19 protein-coding genes and 2 pseudogenes are annotated in these 23,304 nt (G+C 70.1%); 7 read left to right on the plus strand and 14 right to left on the minus strand.

From position 1 onward, the window contains the following. Positions 1–93: 93 nt before the first annotated feature. From ABZX85_RS34265 to ABZX85_RS34280, 4 genes and pseudogenes are all read right to left on the minus strand, one after another. Entirely contained in the window at positions 94–2,325 is a 2,232-nt protein-coding gene (locus tag ABZX85_RS34265) for an ABC transporter ATP-binding protein (protein WP_355877473.1), read from the minus strand. Positions 2,326–2,423: 98 nt separating this feature from the next. Then, positions 2,424–2,558 carry a hypothetical protein gene (locus ABZX85_RS34270; protein WP_355877476.1) on the minus strand — a complete coding sequence of 45 codons (135 nt, stop codon included), beginning with the start codon at positions 2,556–2,558 and terminating at the stop codon, positions 2,424–2,426. Between the two features lie 188 nt (positions 2,559–2,746). Then, positions 2,747–3,509: pseudogene (locus ABZX85_RS34275) on the minus strand (metallophosphoesterase family protein). A gap of 13 nt (positions 3,510–3,522) precedes the next feature. Then, a complete protein-coding gene (locus ABZX85_RS34280) occupies positions 3,523–6,570 on the minus strand; it encodes an FAD-binding and (Fe-S)-binding domain-containing protein (RefSeq protein ID WP_355877479.1) in 3,048 nt (1,015 codons plus the stop codon). Between the two features lie 171 nt (positions 6,571–6,741). Here ABZX85_RS34280 and serC point away from each other — a divergent pair, with 171 nt between their 5' ends. After that, positions 6,742–7,860 (plus strand): phosphoserine transaminase, encoded by a 1,119-nt coding sequence (serC, locus tag ABZX85_RS34285; protein ID WP_355877481.1) that lies wholly within the window; start codon positions 6,742–6,744, stop codon positions 7,858–7,860. An 87-nt stretch (positions 7,861–7,947) separates the two neighbouring features. Here serC and ABZX85_RS34290 read toward each other — a convergent pair whose 3' ends face one another. From ABZX85_RS34290 to ABZX85_RS34300, 3 genes are all read right to left on the minus strand, one after another. Further along, positions 7,948–9,489: a cellulase family glycosylhydrolase gene (locus ABZX85_RS34290; protein ID WP_355877484.1), complete on the minus strand. Its 1,542-nt coding sequence runs from the start codon at positions 9,487–9,489 to the stop codon at positions 7,948–7,950. 105 nt (positions 9,490–9,594) lie between these two features. Then, the gene (locus ABZX85_RS34295; RefSeq protein WP_355877487.1) at positions 9,595–10,416 is read right to left on the minus strand and encodes an ABC transporter permease; all 822 of its coding nucleotides are present in this window, start codon (positions 10,414–10,416) and stop codon (positions 9,595–9,597) included. Continuing rightward, a complete protein-coding gene (locus ABZX85_RS34300; RefSeq protein WP_355877490.1) occupies positions 10,413–11,390 on the minus strand; it encodes an ATP-binding cassette domain-containing protein in 978 nt (325 codons plus the stop codon). The genes ABZX85_RS34295 and ABZX85_RS34300 overlap by 4 nt, the downstream gene beginning before the upstream one ends. Positions 11,391–11,596: 206 nt before the next feature. On the opposite strand from ABZX85_RS34300, the gene ABZX85_RS34305 reads away from it, so the two are divergent. Beyond that, the gene (locus tag ABZX85_RS34305) at positions 11,597–12,379 is read left to right on the plus strand and encodes a TetR/AcrR family transcriptional regulator (RefSeq protein ID WP_355877493.1); all 783 of its coding nucleotides are present in this window, start codon (positions 11,597–11,599) and stop codon (positions 12,377–12,379) included. Positions 12,380–12,488: 109 nt separating this feature from the next. On the opposite strand, the gene ABZX85_RS34310 is transcribed toward ABZX85_RS34305, so the two are convergent. Further along, complete coding sequence (locus tag ABZX85_RS34310) at positions 12,489–13,463, minus strand: WD40 repeat domain-containing protein (RefSeq protein WP_355877496.1); 975 nt, start codon at positions 13,461–13,463, stop codon at positions 12,489–12,491. Between the two features lie 122 nt (positions 13,464–13,585). On the opposite strand from ABZX85_RS34310, the gene ABZX85_RS34315 reads away from it, so the two are divergent. Then, complete coding sequence (locus tag ABZX85_RS34315; protein ID WP_355877498.1) at positions 13,586–14,266, plus strand: SGNH/GDSL hydrolase family protein; 681 nt, start codon at positions 13,586–13,588, stop codon at positions 14,264–14,266. A gap of 14 nt (positions 14,267–14,280) precedes the next feature. On the opposite strand, the pseudogene ABZX85_RS34320 reads toward ABZX85_RS34315, so the two are convergent. After that, a pseudogene (locus tag ABZX85_RS34320) lies at positions 14,281–14,920 on the minus strand (aminoglycoside adenylyltransferase domain-containing protein). Positions 14,921–15,082: 162 nt separating this feature from the next. Between ABZX85_RS34320 and ABZX85_RS34325 the strand changes: the two are divergent. After that, on the plus strand, positions 15,083–15,667 hold the full coding sequence (locus ABZX85_RS34325; protein WP_355877500.1) for a Uma2 family endonuclease: 585 nt from the start codon (positions 15,083–15,085) through the stop codon (positions 15,665–15,667). Between the two features lie 53 nt (positions 15,668–15,720). On the opposite strand, the gene ABZX85_RS34330 is transcribed toward ABZX85_RS34325, so the two are convergent. Continuing rightward, the gene (locus ABZX85_RS34330) at positions 15,721–16,650 is read right to left on the minus strand and encodes a nuclear transport factor 2 family protein (RefSeq protein WP_355877503.1); all 930 of its coding nucleotides are present in this window, start codon (positions 16,648–16,650) and stop codon (positions 15,721–15,723) included. Positions 16,651–16,831: 181 nt separating this feature from the next. Between ABZX85_RS34330 and ABZX85_RS34335 the strand changes: the two genes are divergently transcribed. After that, complete coding sequence (locus ABZX85_RS34335) at positions 16,832–17,821, plus strand: aldo/keto reductase (protein ID WP_355877506.1); 990 nt, start codon at positions 16,832–16,834, stop codon at positions 17,819–17,821. Between the two features lie 361 nt (positions 17,822–18,182). Here the strand turns inward: ABZX85_RS34335 and thpR are convergent, their stop codons facing one another. Further along, entirely contained in the window at positions 18,183–18,773 is a 591-nt protein-coding gene (gene thpR / locus ABZX85_RS34340; RefSeq protein ID WP_355877509.1) for an RNA 2',3'-cyclic phosphodiesterase, read from the minus strand. A 34-nt stretch (positions 18,774–18,807) separates the two neighbouring features. Here thpR and ABZX85_RS34345 point away from each other — a divergent pair, with 34 nt between their 5' ends. Then, positions 18,808–19,326, plus strand: a complete 519-nt coding sequence (locus tag ABZX85_RS34345; protein ID WP_355877512.1) for a GNAT family N-acetyltransferase — start codon at positions 18,808–18,810, stop codon at positions 19,324–19,326. Positions 19,327–19,521: 195 nt separating this feature from the next. Here the strand turns inward: ABZX85_RS34345 and ABZX85_RS34350 are convergent, their stop codons facing one another. Together ABZX85_RS34350 and ABZX85_RS34355 are read right to left on the minus strand one after the other, a co-directional pair. After that, positions 19,522–20,820: an MFS transporter gene (locus tag ABZX85_RS34350; RefSeq protein ID WP_355877515.1), complete on the minus strand. Its 1,299-nt coding sequence runs from the start codon at positions 20,818–20,820 to the stop codon at positions 19,522–19,524. A 150-nt stretch (positions 20,821–20,970) separates the two neighbouring features. Beyond that, a complete protein-coding gene (locus ABZX85_RS34355; RefSeq protein ID WP_355877518.1) occupies positions 20,971–21,408 on the minus strand; it encodes a MarR family transcriptional regulator in 438 nt (145 codons plus the stop codon). A gap of 164 nt (positions 21,409–21,572) precedes the next feature. Between ABZX85_RS34355 and ABZX85_RS34360 the strand changes: the two genes are divergently transcribed. Next, positions 21,573–21,755 (plus strand): ribbon-helix-helix protein, CopG family, encoded by a 183-nt coding sequence (locus ABZX85_RS34360; protein WP_055722695.1) that lies wholly within the window; start codon positions 21,573–21,575, stop codon positions 21,753–21,755. 83 nt (positions 21,756–21,838) lie between these two features. Here ABZX85_RS34360 and ABZX85_RS34365 read toward each other — a convergent pair whose 3' ends face one another. Further along, the gene (locus tag ABZX85_RS34365) at positions 21,839–23,245 is read right to left on the minus strand and encodes an NCS2 family permease (RefSeq protein ID WP_355877522.1); all 1,407 of its coding nucleotides are present in this window, start codon (positions 23,243–23,245) and stop codon (positions 21,839–21,841) included. Between the last annotated feature and the right edge of the window lie 59 nt (positions 23,246–23,304).

Below are 23,304 nucleotides of genomic sequence, written 5' to 3' on the forward strand. Positions count from 1 at the left end.
GAGTTCATCGTGATGCACTTCCAAGTCCACGGTAATGGACTCAGTCAGGCGTGTGAACCCGGTTTGCCACTGTCTCGGACCGTGAGATGCCCCTCAGGCGCCGGGCAGGTCGTACGCGCCCCAGCCCTGGCCCCCGTCCCCGTCCGCGTCCCGGAAGAGGGGGCGGCCGTCGGGGAGGGTCGTGAGTACTACGGGTCGGGGGTGGTCGGTCACGTACTCCTGCGGGGCGGGCGGGACGTGGCCGTAGTACGGGTTGTACGGGTCGTAGGCGGCGTACGGGGTGGAGGCGCCGGATTCGGGGGCGGCGGTGCCGGACCCGTAGTACCCGTAGTACCCGCCCTGGCCGCCGCCTCGGCCGTCGTCACCGGCCGCGCCGACCCCGTCATACCCGTAGTACCCGAGGCCCGCCTCGCCTCCGCCCCCGTCGTACCCGTAGTACCCCTGCCCCTCAGCAGGCCCCTCCTCCAGGAACACCGGCATCCGCAGCTCCCCCGTGTCCATGACCGCGTTGTTCTGCGAGCGGTGCAGCCGCGCGTACGCCCCGCCCCTCGCGAGCAGCTCGTCGTGCCGCCCGGTCTCGACGACCCGCCCCCGGTCGACGACGAGGATGCGGTCGGCGTCGGGCGCGAGGTTGAGGTCGTGGGTGATCATCAGGGTCGTGCGCCCGGCCATCAGCCGCCGCAGCGGCTTGACCACACGCCGGGCGGACATCGCGTCGAGCCCGGTCGTCGGCTCGTCCAGCACCAGCACTGGGGCGTCGCGCAGGATCGCGCGGGCGATGGCGAGCCGCTGAAGCTGCCCGCCGGAGAGCCGGGCGGTGCCGGGGTCGATCCGCGTGTCGTACCCGTCGGGGAGGCGTACGACGAAGTCGTGGGCATCGGCCGCCCGCGCCGCCGCCTCGATCGCCTCGTCGCTGGCGCCGGGCCGGCCGCAGGCGATGTTGGCGCGGACGGTGTCGTGCAGGATCAGGGTCTCCTGAGGGAGGAGGGTGACGTACTCCCGCAGCCGGGTGAGGGGGAAGTCCCCTAGGGGGACCCCGTCGAGGCGGACGACGCCCGCGTCGGGGTCGTAGAACCTGAGGAGGAGTTTCGAGACCGTCGACTTCCCGGCGCCGCTCGGGCCCGTGACGATCACCAGTTCGCCGGGGCGGACGTCGAAGGAGAGCCCCTTGAGGGCGTCGCGGTCCGCGCCGGGGTAGCGGAAGGCGACGTCGCGGACCTCGATCGCGCCGTCCGGGCGGCCGGTGTCGGTGGTGTGCCGGGGGTCGGCGACCGAGGGCCGTACGTCGAGGATCTCGATCAGGCGCTCGGCGCCGGCGGTGGCCGCCGTGATGGTGAGGCCGAGCTGCGCGAGTCCCCGCACGGGCGGGTAGAGGTAGCCCAGGAAGGCGGCGAACGCGAGGAGTTGACCAAGTGTCATCCGGCCGGTGGAGATCTCCCAGGCGCCGATGCCGATCACCGCGAGGACGCACGCCGTCTCGATGACCTGGACCAGTTGCTCGTACGCCTCGTTCAGCCGGGTCGCGCGGACGGAGGCCCGGAACCACGCGGTCGCCTCCTCGTGCAGGCGCCTCTTCTCGGCGTCGCGGCGCCCGTACGCCTGGGTGAGGACGATGTTGCCGAGGGACTCCTCGACGACGGAGGTGATCGCGCCGTCGGCGACCCGGCCCGCCCGGGACACGTCCTTGATGGAGCCGGAGAAGCGGCGGGCGGCGAGCCAGAACAGCGGGGCCAGGACGAAGGTCGCGGCGGCGAGGTCCCAGCGCAGCCAGAACGCGGCGGCGGCGTAGAAGAGGGCGCTGAACCCGGCCGAGGCGGCGCCCACCAGGCCGGACACGACGAGTGTCTCGATCGCCTCGACGTCGCTGGTCAGGCGGGACAACAGGTCGCCCTGGCGGTGGACTTGGAAGAAGTGCGGGGGCAACTGCTGGACGTGGTCGAAGACATGCTCGCGCAGTATCATCACGAAGCGTTCGGTGGCCCAGGCGGCGAGGGAGTTGCCCGCGTACGCGACGATCGCGCCGACGACGGCGACGCCGAGCCACTTCGCGGCGGGGGCCCAGAAAGCGCTCAGGGAGCCCTTGTTGAGGGCGTGGTCTGTCAACTCCGCGAAGAGCAGGATGGCTTCGGTCTCGGCGAGGGCGGCGAGGATCGTGCACACCCAGACGAGCAGCAGCCACTTGCGGAGCCCTCTGGTCAGCGGCCAGAAACGGCGGAACGCGACCCGGGAGGGAATGGTCGGGGTGTCGTATTCGTATTCCTCGGCGTCGGGATCGATTTCGGAAACGGTGTCCGCATCATCGATTTCCGCATTCTTGGGAGTCATTTGACACGCCCTTTCCCGGCCGCCGATTCCTCACGTGCGAACGAACCGAAAAAGGGGCCGAAGGTGCACCGTCGACCCCTTTTGAGTTCACGTCAGGATCAGTCGTCCTGGCCGGGAATCGGCTTGGGGGCCGGCGGAACCGGCTTCTTGCCCTTGGGCTTCGGCTTGGGCGGGGGCGGGAGCTGCTTCGACTTCGGCTTCGGGGGCAGCGGGGCAAGCTTCTTGAAGCTCATTCCGACTCCTTGGGGGGATTGCGCTGTACCTTCGATTTCGTCGAATTCCGCGTCCGGAACCCGATACCGAGGAACTTACACGCCTCTCATGTTTGCGGGCGGCAAAGTTGGCAAAGAGGCGCTGTGAATACCTTTGAAAAACCTGGGCGTTCCTTCAGCGCCGGGCCCGCCGCGCGCTTTCCCCCTGGTCAGCCGCGTCCGTCGCGCGGCCCGAACGTCTCCAGCGCCAGCGTGTCCGAGACCCGCGCGTACAGATAGGTGTCCGCCCACTCGGCGATCCCCGGGTACCCGCACTCCGCGACCAGCCGCCCGACGGCCGCCGGGATGTCGTACACCGTCGTCCGCAGCCCCACCCCCGGCCCGAGCAGCCCCCAGTGGGCGCCGGAACGCCCGTACGGCATACCGACGCTGCCCGGGTTGACGATCAACTTCCCCTCGGCGAGCCGGAGATAGGGCATGTGGGTGTGCCCGCAGACGACGGTGCGTACGGCGGGGTCGAGCCCGGCGAGGACCTCGGTCCAGCGGGCCGGGCGGGAGTCGACGAGGACGACCTCCTCGTCGTCGCGGGGAGTCGCGTGGCAGAAGAGGGTCGTCCCCAGTCCGGCGACGTCGAGGGTCAGGGTCGCCGGGAGGGCGGCGAGGAAGTCGACCTGTTCCTCGGTCAGTTGACGTGCGGCGTACGGGCCGATCGGGTCGGGGATGTCGTCGCGCGACCCGCGCCGGTACTCGACGAGTTCGCGGTCGGCGTTGCCCGAGACCCACCGCACGCGGTCGCCCTGTGCCCTCAACAGGTCGATGACCTCGGCGGGTTGGGGTCCCGCCGTGATGTCCCCGGTGAGGACGATGGTCGGCGGCGGCGACGTCGGGTTCGGCCAGGACCGCTTCGAGGGCGGGCAGGACGCCGTGGATGTCGGAGAGGACGGCGACCGACTCGGCTTTCTCGTACGTCACTTGCTACCCCTCGTCATTCGGTGTCCCTCTCGTCGTCCAGCGCCTCGGCGAGCACCTCCGCGAGATGTCTGCCCCGCACCCCGGCCAGCTGCTCCAGCTGGGTCCGGCAGGAGAAGCCGTCGGCGAGGACGACCGCGCCCTCGGGCGCTTCCCTTACGGAGGGCAGCAGTTGTTCCTCGGCGCAGGCGGACGACACCTCGAAGTGCCCTTTCTCGAAGCCGAAGTTACCCGCGAGGCCACAGCAGCCGCCGCTCAGTTCCCCGCTGAGGCCCGCGACTTCACGCAGCCGCCGGTCGGCCGCGTCACCAAGAACCGCGTGCTGGTGGCAGTGGGTCTGCCCGACCACCGGGCGGTCCAGCCGGGGCGGGGTCCAGTCGGGGGCGTACTTCTCCAGGGCCTCCGCGAAGGTGAGGACCCGGGCGGCGAGACGCGCGGCCCGCGGGTCGTCGGGGAGGAGTTCGGGGAGGTCCGTACGGAGGGCCGCGGCACAGCTGGGCTCCAGGACGACGAAGGGCGGGAGCATCAACTCGTCGTCCTCGTCATCGAGTTCACCGAACGCGTCGAGCCCACCCGACCCGTCCGGTCCGTCGGACCCGTAGAGATCTCCGAACCCGTCGAGGTCTCCGAGTTCGGCGCCCTCCGCGCGCCGCCCGGCCACCGCCTCCTCCCGCAGCTCCTCCACCGAGATCAGATACGGGTCCAGCAGATCGAGCGTCTCCCGCAGCACCGCCCGCGCCCGGTCCAACTGCCCGGTGGACACGTACGTCAGCCCGCAGCACACCCTCCCCCGCCGCACCGCCCACGGCGCCGTCCCGTGTCTCCACCGCACGGTCGGCGGCAGGAGCACCGCCATCCCGGCCGCCTCCAGCACCCGAACCGCCGCCTTGCCGACGTCCGGTGACAGATGCTCAGTGAACGTGTCCGGCCAGAGCACGACCATCTGCCGCGCCCGCCGCCACTCCTCCGGCATCCGCCGCTGGGACCGCGCCCGCTTCAGCACCGTCCTGAACCTCCGCCGCCACCACCGGCTGAACGTCTCGGACGCGACGCGCGGAATCTCCCGCTCGGGCGCGACCCCGCCGATCCGCTTCCCGAGGAGAGCCAACGGCCGTACGGAAGCGAGGGAGTTGACGAGGGGCGCGGTGCGCGTGCGGGCGATCCAGCGCAGCCAGAGCGGCAGCCGGCCCATGCTGTGGTGCGCGGCGGGCCGACGCCGTCCCGCGTAGTGGTGGTGGAGGAACTCGGCCTTGTAGGTGGCCATGTCGACGCCGACGGGGCAGTCGGAGCGGCAGCCCTTGCAGGAGAGGCAGAGGTCGAGGGCGTCCCGGACCTCGGTGGACCGCCAGCCGTCGGTGACGAGTTCACCGGCGAGCATCTCGTGCAGGAGCCTCGCCCGGCCGCGCGTGGAGTGCTCCTCCTCGCCGGTCGCGCGGAACGACGGGCACATGACGGCGGGGCCGGACGCCGTCGTCGTACGGCACTTCGCGACCCCGACGCAGCGGCGGACGGCCGCCGAGAAGTCGCCGTCGTCGGCCGGGTAGCCGAAGACGACCGGGACGGGTTCGCGGGGCAGCGGGGCGAAGCGGAGGTTGGCGTCGAGGGGCGCGGGGCGTACGAGCATCCCGGGGTTGAGGAGGTCGTCGGGGTCCCAGAGGTTCTTGACGTGTTCGAAGAGGGCGACCATCTCCGACCCGTACATCCTGGGTAGCAGTTCGGCGCGGGCCTGGCCGTCGCCGTGCTCCCCGGAGAGCGAGCCGCCGTGCGCGGCGACGAGGTCGGCCAGCTCCTCGGAGAAGCGGCGGAAGCGGGCGATGCCGGGGCCGGTGAGGAGGTCGAAGTCGATGCGGACGTGGATGCAGCCGTCGCCGAAGTGCCCGTAGGGGGTGCCGTGCAGGCCGTGCGCGGTGAGGAGGCCGCGGAAGTCGCGCAGGTAGGCGCCGAGGCGGGCCGGGGGCACCGCGCAGTCCTCCCAGCCGGGCCACGCCTCCCTGCCGTCCGGTGTCCGGGTGGCCGTACCGCTCGCGTCCTCCCGGACGCGCCACAGGGCGCGCTGCTCGGCGGCGCCGGTGACGACGAGGGCGTCGACGGCGTCCGACACCCGGACGATCGCCTCGCCGCGCGCGCGTGCCTCCTCGGGGGTCTCCCCGCCGGTCTCGACGAACAGCCAGGCACCCCCTCGGGGCAACCCGTAGGTCGTGGGTACGAGGTCGGCGGCCATACCTTCGACCGTCAGGGGCCCGTAGGGGAGCAGTCCGGCCGCCGCCTCCGCCGCGTCGCCCTCGTCCCCGTAGCCGAGGACCGCGAGGGCCCGTGCGGGCGGGGCGTCGACGAGGCGGACGGTGGCCCGGGTGAGGACCGCGAGCGTGCCCTCGGAGCCGCAGTAGGCGCGGGCCGTGTCGGCGCCCTTCTCGGGGAGCAGGGCGTCCAGGGCGTACCCGGAGATCCGCCGGGGGAGTTCGGGGAAGCCGGTGCGCAGGCGGGCCAGCTCGGCGTCCACCAGTCGGCGTAGTCCTTCGGGGGCACCCGACCAGTCGGGGCCCAGGGTGAGGGCGACGCCGCGCGCGGTGACGACGTCCAGGGTGCGGACGTTGTCGGCGGTCGTCCCCCAGGCCACCGAGTGGGAGCCGCAGGAGTTGTTGCCGATCATGCCGCCGAGGGTGCAGCGGCTGTGGGTGGAGGGGTCGGGGCCGAAGCGCAGGCCGTGCGGGGCGGCGACGTCCTGGAGGCGGTCGAGGACCAGTCCGGGCTGGACCACGGCGGTACGGGTCGCGGGGTCCAGGTCGAGGACGCGGTTCATGTGCCGGGTGAAGTCCAGTACGACTCCGGTGCCGGTCGCCTGCCCGGCGATGGAGGTGCCCCCACCCCGAGGTACTACGGGTACCCCGTGCTCCCGGCAGATCTCCAGAGCGGCGGCCACGTCGGCGGCGTCCCGGGGAGCCACCACCCCTGCGGGGACCCGCCGGTAGTTGGAGGCGTCCATGGTGACCAGCGCCCGTGAGACGGTGTCGAAGCCGACGTCGCCTCGGAGGGCTTTGCGCAGATCCGCTTCCAGGTTCGGCATGAGTACAGGAAATCAGGCCGGACGCCCCGGGACACCGGCCGAGCCGTTCAAGATCTCCTCAGGGAAATCCCGTAGTACCGGAGAGCCGGCCCCTGGCCAAAGGCCCGTCACCACGTCTCACCGGACGGACCACGTTTCGCTCACGTTTCCCCTAAGGGCTACCCTCCCCCCGTGGCTGAGATCCGGATTCCCTCTGACATCAAGCCCGCGGACGGTCGTTTCGGCGCGGGTCCCTCCAAGGTGCGGACGGAGGCGCTGGACGCCCTCGCCGCCACCGGCACCTCCCTCCTGGGTACGTCCCACCGCCAGGCCCCGGTGAAGAACCTGGTCGGTGAGGTCCGTGAGGGCATCTCCGCGCTGTTCTCCCTCCCCGAGGGCTACGAGGTCGTCCTCGGCAACGGCGGCTCGACCGCGTTCTGGGACGTCGCGACCCACGGTCTGATCGAGAACAAGTCGCAGCACCTCACCTTCGGCGAGTTCAGCTCGAAGTTCGCCAAGGCGGCCAAGCTCGCCCCCTGGCTGGCCGAGCCCACCGTGATCTCCTCCGACCCGGGCACGCACCCCGAGCCGCAGGCCGAGGCGGGGGTGGACGTGTACGCGTACACCCACAACGAGACGTCGACGGGTGTCGCGGCGCCGGTCGAGCGCGTCGCCGGTGCCGACGAGGGCGCGCTGGTCCTGGTCGACGCCACCTCCGGCGCCGGCGGCCTCCCGGTCGACATCGCCGAGACGGACGTCTACTACTTCGCCCCGCAGAAGTCCTTCGCCTCCGACGGCGGCCTGTGGATCGGCGTGTTCTCCCCGGCCGCGATCGAGCGCGCGGAGCGCGTCCACGCCTCCGGCCGGCACGTCCCGGAGTTCTTCAGCCTCCCCACGGCGATCGACAACTCCCGCAAGAACCAGACGTACAACACCCCGGCGCTCTCCACCCTGTTCCTGCTGAACGAGCAGCTCAAGTGGATCAACGGCCAGGGCGGCCTGTCCTTCTCCACCTCCAGGACGAAGGACTCCTCCACCCGCCTCTACACCTGGGCCGAGGAGTCGAAGCACGCGACGCCGTTCGTCTCCGACCCGGCGAAGCGCTCGCAGGTCATCGGTACGATCGACTTCGCGGACGAGATCGACGCCGCCGCGATCGCCAAGGTGCTGCGCGCCAACGGCATCGTCGACACCGACCCCTACCGCAAGCTCGGCCGCAACCAGCTGCGCGTCGCCATGTTCCCGGCGATCGACCCGGCGGACGTCGAGGCCCTCACGAAGTGCGTCGACTACGTGATCGAGAACCTCTGACTCCCTCACCGCCCGGCATGGTCGACCGCCGAGCACACGTACGACGCTGAAGGGCGCCCGGTGAACTCCGGGCGCCCTTCGCGCTGTTCAGGTCGCCGTGCAGGTGAGGCTCGGCGCGCTGCCCCCGCCGGGCGCCGCCCCGAACCCGAGGGTGGCCGAACTCCCCGCGGACAGGGCCCCGTTGTGGGCGGCGTTGACCGCGGTCACCGACGCCCCGCTCTGGGTGTAGGACGCGTTCCACATGGTGGAGATCTGCTGGGCGCCGGAGAAGCTCCAGGCGACCTTCCAGGACGAGATGGCGGTCGTCCCCGAATTCACCACCTTCACCTCGGCGTTGAAGCCGCTGCCCCAGTCGCTAGTGACGGCGTAGGTCGCGGTGCAGGCGGCCGTGGACCCACCGCCACCGCCACCGCCACCGCCGCCCCCTCCTCCGCCGACCGGTGGGAAGGCCGCCGCCTTCACGCTGGTCAGGTAGGCGTCCTTCACGGTGTCGACGGTCTGCCAGTCGTCCTTCAGAATCCCGCCGGTGTCACCGGAGTTGGGGTTCCACGACCAGAACGTCCAGTGGAAGGAGTCGGCCCCGTAGGTCGAGGTCGGGCGCAGGTAACTCACCAGCGCCGCCAGCCACTTCTGGTCGACGCTCGCCTGGAGTGTCGTGCCGAACTCCCCCACCCACACCGGGGCGATGTTCTGCTTGAAGATGTAGCCCCAGTACTTGTCCCAGATCCCCGGCATGTTGTTCGGGAACGTGGGGTCGCTGAACCAGCTCTGCTGGGCGACGCTGGTCGCGTAGTCGTGCGCGGAGTACACCACCCGGTTGGCGACGGAGAGTTGGACCGGGTACTGGGCGACGCCCATCAGGTTGCCGCCCCACCAGCCGGAGACCCCGTTGAAGGTCTGGATGCCCTCGACGAAGATCAGCAGGTTCGGGTTGACCGACAGGACCGCGTTCCCGGCGCGCTGCGCGGCCAGCCGCCAGTCGGTGGCCGTGTCACCACAGCCCCAACAGGCGGGATCGTGCGGCTCGTTGTGGAGGTCGATGCCCACGACCGCCGGGTTCCCGGAGTAACGGGACGCCAGGGACTTCAAGTTGGCGATCCAGGTCGACTCCGGTACGGCGGCGGTGTACCAGAGGGCGGACTGGCCGCCGGAGTCGGGGCGGTGCCGGTCGAGGATGACCCGCAGGCCGTCCTGACCGGCGTACGACACGATCTTGTCCAGTACGCCGAGGGAGTTGAGGCCCTGGAGGTCGGCGTTCTTGCCGCTGGAGAAGTCGATGCTGTTGGGGACGGTCGAGGACTTGAAGATGTCGTCGCTGTACGGGATGCGGATCGTGTTGTAGCCGAGCGACTTCATCTGGTCGATCATGCTCTTGTAGTCGCGCGACCAGAGGCCGTGGACGACGTAGTTGCCCGTTTCGAAGCCGAACCAGTTGATGCCGGCGACCCGGACGGGCTGTCCGGCCGCGTCGAGGATCTGACGGCCGCTGGTGTGCCAGTAACCGGCCCCCGGCGCCTCTGCGGCCTGCACGGCCTCGGCGGCCCGCGCGGACGGAGTGGCCGCCAGACCCAAGGGCAGCAGCAACGCGGCAGCAACCGCGTACAGCACCCTTCTCACGTTGCGGAACATGTCCCTTGTTCCTCTCGGAGGTGCGGGTCCGGAACGATGGGAGCGCTCCCATCCCCGCACCTCCCAGAGAAGACCGGTCCCATCACCCCGTCAAGGCGTACGACATCACTTCCCGAGCTTCCTGAACCGCCCCACCGCCAGCGGCAGGAAGAGTGCCGTCATCGCCAACGGCCAGACGAGGGACATCAGTTGGGCGTTCTGCTCGACCCAGGTGTCTCCTCCCCCGACCGGCACCCCGAACAGGTCCCGGGTCGCCGCGGCGGTCGCCGAGACCGGGTTCCACGCGGCCACGAACCCCAGCCAGTCCGGCATCAGTTGGGGTGCGACGAACACGCTGGAGATCATCGTGAGCGGGAACGCCACCGCGAACAGCCCGCCCGCCGCCTCGGGGTTGGGCACGATCAGCCCGAGCCACACCCCGAGCCAGATCAGCGACACCCGCAGCCACAGTAGGAGTCCGACCGCCGCGACGAATCCCCAACCACCGTCCGGACGCCAGCCCATGGCGAACGCGGTGAGCATCATGATGCCCAACTCCGCGCAGGCGACCAGGAGATCGGTCACCCCGCGCCCGGCGACCACCGCCGAGGGCGCCATCGGCATCGAACGGAACCGGTCGACGACCCCCTTCTGCGCGTCGTACACGACGACCGTGGCCGTGTTGATGAAGCCGAACGCCATCGTCATGACGAACATCCCGGGCATCAGGAAGTCCTTGTAGTCCCCGCCGCCCGGCACCCGCATCGCGCTGCCGAAGACATAGCCGTAGAGCAGGACAGAGAGGATCGGGAAGCCCAACTGCCAGAGGATGTTGACCGGTTGGCGCCGGTAGTGGGTGAGGCCGCGGCGGACCAGGTTCCCGCAGTCGGCCACCGCCCAGTAGGCGCGGCCGTGCGGGCGGGGCGGGGTCAGGTCGAGGGCGCTCACGCGGCGGCCTCCTTCTCGGTCGTCCCCGTCTCGGTGCGGTGGCCGGTCAGCCGCAGGAACACGTCGTCGAGGCTCGGCCTGCGCAGCCCGATGTCCTCCACGCGTACGCCCTCGTCCTGGAGGGTGCGGGCCACGGCGGTCAGCGCGGAGACCCGGTCGGTGACGGCGGCGTGCACCCTCAACTCGCCTTCGTCCGACTCCGGTTCGCCGTCCGCCACCCGGGCGATCACCTTCACCGCCCGCTGGATGTCGGCGCGTTCGGCGAGCACGACCTCGATGCGGTCGCCCCCGATCATGTCCTTGAGGCCGTCGGGGCTGTCGTCGGCGATGGAGCGGCCCCGGTCGACGACGGTGACGCGGGAGGCCAGCCGGTCCGCCTCCTCCAGGTACTGCGTGGTCAGCAGGACCGTCGTGCCGTCGGCCACCAACTCCCGGATGGATTCCCAGACTTCGCCCCGGCTGCGGGGGTCGAGACCGGTCGTCGGCTCGTCGAGGAACAGCACGGCGGGGGCCAGGATCATCGACGCGGCGAGGTCGAGGCGGCGCCGCATGCCGCCGCTGTAGCCGTCGACGCCCCGGTCGGCGGCCTCGGTCAGGCCGAAGCGCTCCAGGAGTTCGACGGCGCGCAGCCGGGCCCGCCTGCCGCCGAGGTGGAAGAGGCGGCCGAACATCTCCAGGTTCTGCCGGCCGGTGAGGACCTCGTCGACCGCCGCGTACTGCCCCGTCAGCCCGATCCTGGCGCGCACCTCGCGCGCCTGACGGACGACGTCGAGTCCCGCCACCTCCGCTCGCCCGCTGTCGGGCCGGCGCAGGGTCGCCAGGATGCGCACGGCGGTGGTCTTGCCGGCTCCGTTCGGCCCGAGCAGCCCGTGCACGGTGCCCTCGCGGACGGCCAGGTCGAAGCCGTCGAGGGCGGGTTTCCCGGCGTAGCTCTTGCGTAATGCCTCGGCGTGGACGGCGTACGCGGTGTCCATGGGGTCCCCTCGCTCTGTGGTCGTCACTCTGTAGCCGTGACTCTGTGGTCGTAGCTCTTGGGTCGTAGCCCTGAAGCGGTAGCTCTCAGGTACTGGCTCTCGGGCGGTACCTCCCGGGAGGTAGCCCTCATCCGGTAACCGAGTACACCGTACCCGATAACGCGTACGCCGTACCCGGTTTTTCTGCCCGGAACTAGACTGCCCCCATGACGAGCAGCCCGGAGACCGACGGCACCGACGGCACCGACACCCACTGCCAGGACCGGATCACGCGCACGCTCGAACTCCTCTGGGAGGGTGCCCGCCGCCCCGCGCGCGGCCCCAGGCCGACGCTCACCCTGGACCGGATCGTCGAGACCGCGGTCGGGATCGCCGACGCGGAGGGCCTGGACGCGGTGTCGATGCGCCGGGTCGCGGCCGAACTCGGCACGGGAGCGATGTCGCTCTACCGCTACGTCCCCGGCAAGTCAGAGCTGGTCGAGCTGATGCTGGACCGGGTGAACCGCCCCTCGCCGGACCCGGACGACTTCGGCGACGGCACCTGGCGGGCCGCCCTGGAGACGATGGCCCGCTCCATGCTGGCCCTCCACCACCGCCACCCCTGGGTGCTCCCCGCAGGCCGCACCCGCCCGCTGCTCGGCCCGAGCGCGCTGGACGGCATGGAGAAGGTCCTCGCCCGTATCCGCCCGATGGGTCTCGCCGACACCGAACTCGTCTCGGTGATCATCATGCTGGAGGGGTACGTCGTGGGCGCCGCGCGCACGCAGGTGTACCACCAGGAGGACGAGCGCACCTCGGGCATGACGACCTCGGACTTCTACGAGGCGCAGTCCCCCTACATCTCAAGGGTGATGGAGACGGGCCGCTACCCGGTCCTCGCCTCCCTCGCCCCCGACACCTGGACCCCCGACTTCGACCACTTCGACTTCGGCCTCCAGCGCATCCTGGACGGCCTCGAAGCACTCGTCACCCGACGCGCCCAGGAGTGACGCGCACCCCGACCACGCCCCGACCACGCCCCGGGCCCTCCGGCACCCCGAGCCCCCGGCCCACCCCCGCCGCGCTCTCACCCCGCCCCGCTCCAGCCCCCGCCCCGCCTCAACTCCGCCGCAGCAACCGCCGCAGCCCGAACACCGCCGCGCACACGACGGCGACGGCGATCGCCCCCTTCGTCACCCCGCCCCCGGAGTCACCGCCGCTCGCCCCGGAGTCGGACCCGGAGGCGGACGAACTGCCCTTCGGCGACGAGGACTTGTCGGCGCCGGGCGCATCGCGGGCGACCACGCCGCTCTCCTCGCCCTCACTCCCGTACAGCAGCTTCTTGCCGTCGGCGGAGTAGGTCACCGACTCGCCCTGCCGTTGCAGCGGGACGTCGAGGCGGCCGGTCTTCTTGATCTTGCCGCCGTTCCAGTCGTAGGCGATCCCTCCGAAGTACCCCCGTACCGCGAGCTGTCGGCCGTCCGGGGAGAACGCCGCGTCGGTGGCCCAGAGGTCTACGGGGGCTACGGGTTTGAAGATGTTGTCACCGGAGGCGGAGAGCGTGGCGGGGCCCTCGTAGAGGTGGCCGCCGTCCTCCTTCTTGTCGATGATGTAGACCCGGCCCGTCTTCGGGTGGACCATCATCGACTCGGCGTCGCGCCCGCCGTCCGAGTACTTGACGATGTACTGGGTCGCCTTGACCGTCTGGTCCTTGAGTACCTTCGGCTCGGGGAGCCGGTAGATCCACAGGTAGGGCCAGCGTCCGCCGAAGTTGTCCCCGATGTCCCCTACATAGATCTGGTTGTCGGGGCCGATGGAGATCGCCTCGACGTCGCGCGGGGTGCCGATGCCGCGCAGCGTGAGCGTGGCGACCGTCTCGCCGGTGGCGCTGTCGACGGCGTAGATCTGCGGACCGTAGCCGCTGTCGTTGTGCGTCCAGTAGACGCCCGGGTGCTGGCGGGAGGCCGCGAGGCCGCTGGACTCCTTGATCCGCGGGTCCTTGATGGTGAACCCGCCGTCGTCGTCGGCGGAGGCGGGCACGGCGAGCGCCCCCACGAGCAGGAACCCGGCGAGGACGGCGAACGGTCGGCGCATACCCCCAGCCTGCCATCCCGGCCTCGCCGACACGCGAGGTGTGCCGACACGCGGAGTGCGCCGACACGCGAGGTGTCGGGACTCACACCCCGCCCCCGGCGGTGATCGTCCATCATGAGCGGATGCTCAGGTTCATGCCCGTCGGTGATTCCATGACGATCGGCAGTACGGGCGACCACACGTGGCGGTACCGTCTCTGGCGGCATCTGTGTGCCACGTACGGCGGCCCGTTCACGCTGGTCGGGCCGCGCGAGACGCTGTACGACCAGGGGTCCGAGGCCCCCGACTCGTACGCGTACGCCGACCCCGACTTCCCCTACGGGCACCTCGCCGGCTGGGGTGAGGGCTGGCTGCACATGGCTCCCCTGATCGGCGACGCGGTGCGCGCCGGGCGCGCGGACGTACTGCTCGTCTCCCTCGGCCTGATCGACCTCGGTTTCTATACGAACGCGGAGCAAACCGCGGAGAACGCCCGCGCGTTCATCACCGCGGCCCGCGCCACGAACCCCCGCGTCCGCGCCGTCCTCCTCCCCGTCATCCACAACATCCGCGCCGCCACCGACCCCGCCTTCGCCGAGCAGGTCGCCCACTTCAACGAGCTCCTCGCGAAGACGGTCGCCGACCTCGACGAACCGGGGTCCCCCCTACTCCTCGCGTCCCTCCCTCCCACGTACGACTTCCACACCGACACGTACGACGGGACACACCCGAACGCGAGCGGCGAACACCGGATGGCAGAGGCGTTCGCGGACGCGCTGTATCAGGGGTGGGGGTTGGGCGGGCCGTACGAGGAGGGGGCGTAGTACCCGTAATACCCCTACTGGCCAGCCCTCTCGATCGCGTCGACCATCACCTCGGCGCACCCCCGCGCCCCCTCCGCCGGCTCTCGCCCATCCCCCAGATAAGCCGCCCGAGCCCGCCCCAACACCCCCCGATGCTCCCCCGGCAACCGCTCCCCCGCCTACCGAGCCGCCTCGTCCTTGGGTCCTACGACCCCGGTACTCAGGGTCATCCAGATCCGGGCGAGCGTCAGCAGCACATTGCGGGTGTCGTGCTCCAGGTCGGCCATGAGTTCCGCGACCCCGGCGGTGATCCCCCGCCGAAGATCCCCGTGCGGAACGGGGTCGAGCAGCGATGCCGGCGGCGGACCGAACAGCGGTGTCGCAGACCGGGGGATACCACCAGGGCCCCACATCCTCCTGCACGACGACGGTCAACTCGACGTACCGGTTACCGTCCTGCCCGGACACGGCAAGCAACCTATCTACCAGAACTCGGCGTTGATGCTCCGTCAGCGACCTCCGTACGACCCCCAGCACATCGATGTCACTGTCCGGCCGCAGCCCGCCCAACACGGCCGACCCGTGCAGATACACGCCAAGAAGGTCGCCCTCCCCCACCACCTCGCGCAACAGCCCCGCCTCCGCGCTCCCCAGCACCACCGCGCCCCTCCCCATCGACCGGAACCCTCCGACATCACGCAAGGTGGACGGAGCGGGCCCGGACATCGCAAGCACATTTGTGCGGCACCCAAGCGCCCGTGCGTGTCCTCGTCACCGTACGTATCGTTGTACTGCGCGGCCGTGCCTGCACGAGGGCGGCCGGGGAGGAGCGCCACGATGACCGTCCTTGAAGACAGGATCGCGATGGCCGACAGCGACAACACGAGCAAGCTCGACGAGTGGTTCGAGCAGCTCGGGAAGATGCCCGTCCCCGAGGGTTACAAGGTCGAGATCGTCGAGGGGGGCATCTACATGACGCCGCAGCGGGACACCCATTGGGAGATCATCCTGGACGTCGTCGAGCAATTGCGGACCAAATACCCCCGTAGGCGCCTGAAGTCCGACGTCCGTATCGACTACCCCGGGAAGCTCAACTCGTTCGCGACCGACGTGACACTGATGTCGGAGGACGCCGTCAAGTCGGAACGGGGTCAATGGAGTCACGAGGACGTCGAATTCGTCGTCGAGGTGATCTCCAAGGGGACCGCCGCGAACGACTACGGCCCGAAGAAGACCGCGTACGCGACGGCCGAGGTCCCGGTCTATCTCATCATCGACCCTTATACGGGCCGCTGTTGCATCCACACCCTCCCCAAGGACGGCGACTACACCGTCCGGCGCGTCGACTTCGGCGGCGACATCGATCTCACCGAGACGCCCGTCGGCCTCACCCTGAAGACCGACGAATTCCCCCGCGACTGACCACCCGCCGCCAAGGGGGTCCGGACCGTGTCCGGACCCCCCCAACTCCCGCCCTAGAACATCGTGTTGTCGTTCGCCGAACTCTCCGGCACATCCTGCACGACATCCCAGTGCTCGACGATCTTCCCGCCCCGCACCCGGAACAGGTCCACGATCGCCTGCCCCCGCTCCCCCGGCGCCGGGATGTAGTGGCTGTGGACGGCGACGAGGTCCCCCTCTGCGACGACCCGCTTGGGCTCGACCCTCAGCTCGGGGAACTGCGCGAAGTACCCGCCCAGCCCGGCCTTGACGCCCGGAATCCCGTTGGCGATGCCCGGGTTGTGCTGCTGGTACCCGGCACCCCAGTACCGGTCGATCGCACCGAGGTCCTTCCGCACGAGCAACTGGTCGAACGCCTTCACCACGAGCTTCTTGTTGTACGACGTCAGCCAGGCCGGCCCGGGCTGCTCCGTACGCGGCCAACTCACCGTGGAGAACATGTCGTTGCCGTTGGCGGACGTGTCGGGCACGTTCTGCCCGGTGTCCCAGTGCTCGGCGATCTTCCCGCCCTGGAACCGGAAGATGTCGAAGACGGCGCTCCCCCGACTCCCGGGCGTCAGCACGAGGTTGGAGTGGACGACGACCAAGTCCCCTTCGGAGATCACCCTCTTGACGTCGTACACGGCGTCGGGGAACTGCTGGTGCACGGCCGCGCCCAGGTTCTTCAACGTCTCGGCACCGTCGGGCGCGAGCGGGTTGTGCTGGATGTAGTCGGGCCGTACGAAGCGGTCGACGACGGCCCCGTCACCCCGCTCGAACACCCCCTTGAGGACCTGGACGGCGACGTCCTTCTGGTACGCGAGCCGGTACGGCGAGTCGACGGACGCGTGCACGCCACGCCCGTTCGGCGCGGCGACGGCGGGTACGGCGGCGGCGGTGACCGTCAGTGCGGCGGCCACGGCAGCCGCGGCGAGGGCCCTGCGGGCGGACGTGGTGGGGGTCACGGCGTTTCCTTCCGGACGGGAGAGGCCAGCTTGAACTTTCAACCTCATCGCTCGACGCCGATACTAACCACAAGAAAGCACTAACTTCTAGATAGCAATCTCCCCGAGACCCACCCCTGAGAGACCCGTAGTACTCAAGTCCCTTGCATCGAGTCCACTCCAAGCCGTTGGCTTGAGGACCATGAAGTACACGCAGCTCGGACGCACGGGACTCAAGGTCAGCCGACTGGTGCTCGGCACGATGAACTTCGGTCCGTTCACAGACGAGGCGGACAGCCACGCGGTCATGGACGCGGCGCTGGACGCGGGCATCAACTTCTTCGACACGGCGAACGTCTACGGCTGGGGCGACAACAAGGGCCGCACCGAGGAGATCATCGGCAGCTGGTTCGCGGCGGGTGGCGCCGCCCGCCGCGACAAGGTCGTCCTCGCCACCAAGGTGTACGGGAACATGGCCGGCGACGGCGAGGCATGGCCCAACCACGACAGGCTCTCGGCGTTGAACATCCGCCGCGCGGTCGACGCCTCGCTCAAGCGGCTCCAGACCGACTACATCGACCTCTACCAGTTCCACCACATCGACCGCCTGACCCCCTTCGAGGAGATCTGGCAGGCCATCGACGTCCTGGTCCAGCAGGGCAAGATCCTGTACGCCGGTTCCTCCAACTTCCCCGGCTACAAGATCGCCCAGGCCAACGAGCTCGCCGCCCGCCGCGGGTCGTACGGGTTGGTCAGCGAGCAGTGCCTCTACAACCTGTACGAGCGGCGCGCCGAGATGGAGGTCATACCCGCGGCGCAGGAGTACGGCCTGGGGGTGATCCCCTGGTCCCCGCTGCACGGCGGTGCCCTCGGCGGCATCCTCAAGGGCGCCGAGAAGGGACGCCGTGTCTCGGGCCGCGCCGCCGAACTGCTCACCGACCCGGCCATCCGTAGCCAGGTCCAGGCGTACGAGGATCTCCTCGACAAGCACGGAGCGGACCCCGGCGAGACCGCCCTCGCCTGGCTACTCACCCGCCCCGGCGTGACCGGCCCGATCATCGGCCCGCGTACGGCCGAGCAGCTGGAGTCGGCGCTCCGGGCGGTCGAACTGGAGCTGAGCGAGGAACTGCTGGCCGGCCTGGACGAGGTCTTCCCGGCCTCGGGCCCGTCACCGGAGGCGTTCGCCTGGTAGTACGGGTACTACGGGGATACCTCGGAGCCGGCCTTCAGAGGCGCCCCTACTTGAGAGTTACCCCTCCAGGCGCCCGTACCTGAGAGGTAGCCCTCCAGGCGCCCCCTACCTGGGAGCCGGCCCTCAAGCCACCCTCACCTGAGAGGTAGCCCTCCAGGTACCCCTACCTGAGAGGTAGCCCTCGCGGGGGGACCACCCCCTCGGGGGCGCCTCTCAGGCGCCCGCCCCCACCCCACGCACCGCTACCCCCTCCACCACCGACTACTTCCCCAATGCCGCCGCCATCGCCACCACGACGAACATCAGCACAAGCGCACCAGCCATGATCCGGTTCCGGGTTTTAGGGTCCACGCAACCGAGCCTAACCGCCCCCGCCGAGCGCCCACCGCCCGGCCACCTCATAACGCGGCCCCTCCCCCGCCACCCCGGACCTCGGCAGCTCACTGCGGACGAGCGCCAGCTCCCCCACCTCCCACCCCCGCCCGGCGAACCGGTCGAGCACCTCGACGTACGGCCCCGGCTCCACCCCCTCCCGGCTGCGCGCCAGCGTCAGATGCGCGGTGTACCTCCGGTGCTCCATCTCCACCCCGGCCTCCCGCCCCGCCGCCTCCGCCCGATCGGCGAGCGCCCGCAACGCCCCAGCCTCCCTGCCGACCTCCCCGGACGCCCCGGACGCCCCGGCCCACACCACCTTCCCCCGGCCGAACTCCCCACCCCCGCGCACGGCGAGCCGGAAAGGCGCGGTCCCCCGGGCGACCCCCGCCAGCCGCTCCGCCAGTTCGGGTACGACGCCGTCCTCGACCTCCCCGTAGAACGCGAGGGTGAAGTGCCACCCCTCCCGCCCGGTCCACCGCAGCCCCCGCGCGCCGGGGAGCGTACGCAACTCGTCGACCACGGAGTCGAGTTCGGCACGGACGTCGTCCGGTGGCAACACGGCGGCGAAGAGTCTCATACCGGGGATTGTCCCGCCCGGCATGATGGGCGGCATGGAGATCGCGATCAGAGAAGGCGCCCCCGAGGACATACCCGTCATACTCGGGATGCTCGACAGCTGCGTGGTGTGGCTGACCGCTCAGGGTCGTACGGGCCAGTGGGGTGTGGAGCCGCCGTCTCAGAATCCGAGGACGGTCGAGTCGGTGACCCGGTACATGGCCGAGGGGACGACGTATCTCGCGGAGGCCGACGGCGTACCGGCCGCGACCCTGACCCTCACCGACGCCCCCGGCGCCTACCTCGCCCACCTCCCCTCCCCCGGTGAGCCCGAGCGCTACATCCACTGGCTCGCCTCCGACCGCCGCTTCAAGGGCCACGGCATCGGCGCCGCCCTCCTCACCCACGCCGCCGAGGCGACCCGCGCGGCAGGCGTCGCCCTTCTGCGGGTCGACTGCTACGCCGGCGACGACCGCGGACTGGTCGCCTACTACGAGGCCAACGGCTTCACCCCGACCCACCCGTTCACCGTGAACGAGACCTGGCCGGGCCAACTCCTCGAACGCCGCCTCTGAACGCTCCCCTACGCCCCGTACATCCCCAGAGCCACACCACCACGCCCAACCCTCCCCAGATGTACGGGTACTACGGGCACCCCCTCAAGCCACCCGAGCCACCGACCCAAGCCACCCGAGCCCCCGGCCCAGGCCGCCCGAGCCCCTGCCCGAGCCACCTGAGCCCTTCTCAAATCGCCCCCTCAAGCCAGCCGCTCAAGCCGCCCGAGCCAACCCCGCCTCAGCCTCGGCCCCGGCACGCCCCCGCCCCTCCCGTGGAACGAACCGCACCCGAGGATGCCCCCCGTTCCACCCGACGGACAGCCGGAACCCGCCGACCCGAGTCAGCACCAGCCCGATCGACACAGCGGCCAGCAACGAGATCACGCCCCCCGCGGCCAGCCCGGCCCGCACCCCGTACGCGTCGGTGACCCACCCGGCGATCGGCGCCCCCACGGGCGACCCGCCGAGGAACACCATCATGTACAGCGCCATCACCCGCCCCCGCATCGCGGGGTCCGTGGAGAGCTGAATCCCGGTGTTGGCCGTGACGTTGACGGTCATCCCGAACATCCCGATCGGCACCATGAACAGGGCGAACAGCCACAGCGACGGCGCGAACGCGGCCACCGTCTCGACCGCCCCGAAGGCGATCGCCGCCCCGATCAGCACCCGCGTCCGCGAGGTCCCCCGCCGCGCCGCGAGCAGCGCCCCGGCCAGCGACCCGACGGCCATCAGCGTGTTGAAGAGGCTGTACGCGCCGGCCCCCGCGTGGAAGACGTCGTCGGCGAACGCCGAGAGATAGACGGGGAAGTTGAACCCGAACGTGCCGATGAACCCGACCAGCGCGATCGTCCAGATCAGCTCCGGCCGCCCGGCGACGTAGTGCAGCCCCTCGCGCAACTGCCCCTTCCCGCGCGGCGCGCGCTCGACGGCGTGCAGGTCGCGCCCGCGCATCAGCAGCAGTCCGGCGATCGGCGCGACGAAGGACAGCCCGTTGAAGAGGAAGGCCCAGCCGGTGCCGACGCCGGTGATCATCAGACCGGCGACGGCCGGTCCGACGAGCCGCGCGGACTGGAAGTTCGCGGAGTTCAGGCTGACCGCGTTCTGCAACTGGTCCGGGCCGACCATCTCGGAGACGAAGGACTGCCGCGCCGGGTTGTCGACGACGGTCGCGAGCCCTACGGCGAAGGCGGCGACGTAGACGTGCCAGACCTGGACGTGTCCGGAGAGGGTGAGCGCGGCGAGCGCGACCCCGGCGACGCCCATCGCGGTCTGCGTGACCAGCAGGGTCGGGCGTTTGGGGAAGCGGTCGACGAGGACGCCGCCGTAGAGGCCGAAGAGGAGCATCGGCAGGAACTGGAGCGCGGTGGTGACGCCGACGGCGGTCGCGGAGCCGGTGAGGCTGAGGACGAGCCAGTCCTGGGCGATGCGCTGCATCCAGGTGCCGATGTTGGAGACGACCTGGCCGACGAAGAAGAGCCGGTAGTTGCGGACCTTCAGGGAACTGAACATCGACGACTTGCGGGCTGGTTCGGCGGTACTACGGGTATCCCCGGTACTGCGGGTATCCCCCGGGGGTCCCTCCGGGGTCGTACGGATCGGTGCGGGTGCGGAGTCTGCTCCGGGTCCCGAACTCAAAAGGGTTCGCCTCCTCGTGGCTGCCTACAGATGGGCGAGCTTCTCCAGCACGGGGGCGGCGGCCTTGAGCTTCGCCCACTCGTCGTCGTCGAGCTCTTCCGCCAGACCGGCCAGGAACGCGTTCCGCTTGCGGCGGCTCTGCTCCAGCATGGATTCCGCCTGCTCGGTCTGGCTGACTACTTTCTGGCGCCGGTCCTCGGGGTGCGGCTCCAGGCTGACCAGCCCCTTGGCCTCCAGAAGGGCCACGATGCGGGTCATGGACGGCGGCTGGACATGCTCCTTGCGGGCCAGCTCGCCGGGTGTGGCGCTGCCGCAGCGCGACAGCGTCCCGAGCACCGACATCTCGGTCGGGCTCAGCGACTCGTCCACCCGCTGGTGCTTCAACCTGCGGGAGAGCCGCATCACGGCTGATCTGAGGTCGTTCACGGCGGCAGCGTCGTCGTCGCGGGTGAGGTCCGGCATGTTTCTTAGCCTAACTCATTACTCTGGCTAAATACCAGCGGGACGCGCCGAATCGCCCGTGATACCCACCACTGGCCGCACCCACAGCATTTTTTCACCCATACGGGTGACAGTGGCCCAGAAGCACTCCCATCACCCCGAACCGTGCCGCGACCCTCGTACCCATGGGGACCACAGTGCTCAGCCTGCGAATAGACCACGAACTGCTCGAACGGCTCCGGCACCATGCCGCCAGAAGAGGAATGAGCGTCCAGGACTATGTCGTCCGGACGCTCGTGCGCGATGACTTCGACGAGCGGTTCCAGGCCGCCGTCGAGGAGACGGAGAAGTTCTACGGGCTCACCTGAGACCGCGCCCCGCTCCCTCCGAAGTACTACGGGTCGTACGGGTGGCGACCTGCGTCGGCCCCCACCCGCAGCACCCCCCTACCTCACGTAAGACCCAGGGCCGGCATCAGGTAGTAGAACGCGAACACCGCGGACACCACGTACATGGCCACCGGCACCTCCCGCCCCCGGCCCGCGGCCAGGCGCAGGACGGCGAAGGCGATGAAGCCCATGCCGATGCCGTTGGTGATGGAGTACGTGAACGGCATCATCACCATCGTGATGAAGGCCGGGATCGCGATGGTGTGGTCGGCCCAGTCGATCTCCTTGACCGAGCCCGCCAGGATCAGGAACCCGACCGCGAGCAGCGCGGGCGTCGCGGCCTGCGACGGCACCATCGTCGCGACCGGCGTGAGGAACAGCGCGACGGCGAAGAGCGCACCGGTGACGATGTTGGCGAAACCGGTCCGCGCCCCCTCGCCGACCCCGGCGGTGGACTCGACGAAGCAGGTGGTGGCCGACGAGGAGCTGGCGCCACCCGCGGCGACGGCGATGCCGTCGACGAACAGGACCTTGTTGATGCCCGGCATCTGACCGGACGCGTCGGTCAGCTTCGCCTCGTCCGAGACGCCCATGATCGTGCCCATGGCGTCGAAGAAGCAGGACAGCAGGACGGTGAAGACGAAGAGGATGCCGGTCAGCACGCCGACCTCGCTGAACCCACCGAAAAGGCTGACCTTGCCGATCAGCCCGAAGTCGGGGGTGGCGACGGGGTTGCCCGGCCACTTCGGGGTCGTCAGACCCCAGGACGACACGTGTACGACCGCCTCGATGATCATCGCGAGTACGGTCATGGCGACGATGGAGATGAGGATCGCGCCCGGCACCTTGCGGACGATCAGGGCGAGGGTGAGCAGCGCGCCGAGCACGAAGACCAGTACGGGCCATCCCGTAAGGTGCCCGCCGGTGCCGAGCTGGAGCGGCACGGTCGTCTGCGCGACGTCGGGGATACGGGTGACGAACCCGGAGTCGACCAGCCCGATCAGCATGATGAACAGGCCGATACCGATCGAGATCGCCTTGCGCAGCCCGAACGGCACCGCGTTCATGACCCGCTCGCGCAGGCCGGTCGCCACCAGCAGCATGACGATCAGACCGGCGAGGACGACCATGCCCATCGCGTCCGGCCAGGACATCCGGGGCGCGAGCTGGAGCGCGACCACCGAGTTGACGCCGAGGCCCGCGGCGAGCGCGATCGGGACGTTGCCGATGACGCCCATCAGCAGTGTCGTGAAAGCGGCGGTCAGGCAGGTCGCGGTGACGAGCTGACCGTTGTCCAGCTGGTGCCCGTACATGTCCTTCGCGCTTCCGAGAATGATCGGATTGAGCACGATGATGTACGCCATCGCGAAGAAGGTGGCGAAACCACCCCGAATCTCCCGGGGCAGCGTGCTGCCGCGTTCGGAGATCCTGAAGTAGCGGTCGAGCGCGCCGGAGGTCGGGGTAGACATCGTTTGGTGGTTCCTACGAAGAGAAGCGGTCACGTGTAATCGGTTTCAGTATGAACATA

This window comes from Streptomyces sp. NPDC004539, assembly GCF_040610055.1.
GTDB lineage: Bacteria > Actinomycetota > Actinomycetes > Streptomycetales > Streptomycetaceae > Streptomyces.

Bases quoted from the DNA above. Each gene is read 5' to 3' on its own strand.
- ABZX85_RS34265 (WP_355877473.1), bottom strand. From the start codon at position 2,325: ATGACTCCCAAGAATGCGGAAATCGATGATGCGGACACCGTTTCCGAA.
- ABZX85_RS34270 (WP_355877476.1), bottom strand. From the start codon at position 2,558: ATGAGCTTCAAGAAGCTTGCCCCGCTGCCCCCGAAGCCGAAGTCGAAG.
- ABZX85_RS34280 (WP_355877479.1), bottom strand. From the start codon at position 6,570: ATGCCGAACCTGGAAGCGGATCTGCGCAAAGCCCTCCGAGGCGACGTC.
- ABZX85_RS34290 (WP_355877484.1), bottom strand. From the start codon at position 9,489: ATGTTCCGCAACGTGAGAAGGGTGCTGTACGCGGTTGCTGCCGCGTTG.
- ABZX85_RS34300 (WP_355877490.1), bottom strand. From the start codon at position 11,390: ATGGACACCGCGTACGCCGTCCACGCCGAGGCATTACGCAAGAGCTAC.
- ABZX85_RS34305 (WP_355877493.1), top strand. From the start codon at position 11,597: ATGACGAGCAGCCCGGAGACCGACGGCACCGACGGCACCGACACCCAC.
- ABZX85_RS34310 (WP_355877496.1), bottom strand. From the start codon at position 13,463: ATGCGCCGACCGTTCGCCGTCCTCGCCGGGTTCCTGCTCGTGGGGGCG.
- ABZX85_RS34315 (WP_355877498.1), top strand. From the start codon at position 13,586: ATGCTCAGGTTCATGCCCGTCGGTGATTCCATGACGATCGGCAGTACG.
- ABZX85_RS34325 (WP_355877500.1), top strand. From the start codon at position 15,083: ATGACCGTCCTTGAAGACAGGATCGCGATGGCCGACAGCGACAACACG.
- ABZX85_RS34335 (WP_355877506.1), top strand. From the start codon at position 16,832: ATGAAGTACACGCAGCTCGGACGCACGGGACTCAAGGTCAGCCGACTG.
- thpR (WP_355877509.1), bottom strand. From the start codon at position 18,773: ATGAGACTCTTCGCCGCCGTGTTGCCACCGGACGACGTCCGTGCCGAA.
- ABZX85_RS34345 (WP_355877512.1), top strand. From the start codon at position 18,808: ATGGAGATCGCGATCAGAGAAGGCGCCCCCGAGGACATACCCGTCATA.
- ABZX85_RS34350 (WP_355877515.1), bottom strand. From the start codon at position 20,820: ATGTTCAGTTCCCTGAAGGTCCGCAACTACCGGCTCTTCTTCGTCGGC.
- ABZX85_RS34355 (WP_355877518.1), bottom strand. From the start codon at position 21,408: ATGCCGGACCTCACCCGCGACGACGACGCTGCCGCCGTGAACGACCTC.
- ABZX85_RS34360 (WP_055722695.1), top strand. From the start codon at position 21,573: ATGGGGACCACAGTGCTCAGCCTGCGAATAGACCACGAACTGCTCGAA.
- ABZX85_RS34365 (WP_355877522.1), bottom strand. From the start codon at position 23,245: ATGTCTACCCCGACCTCCGGCGCGCTCGACCGCTACTTCAGGATCTCC.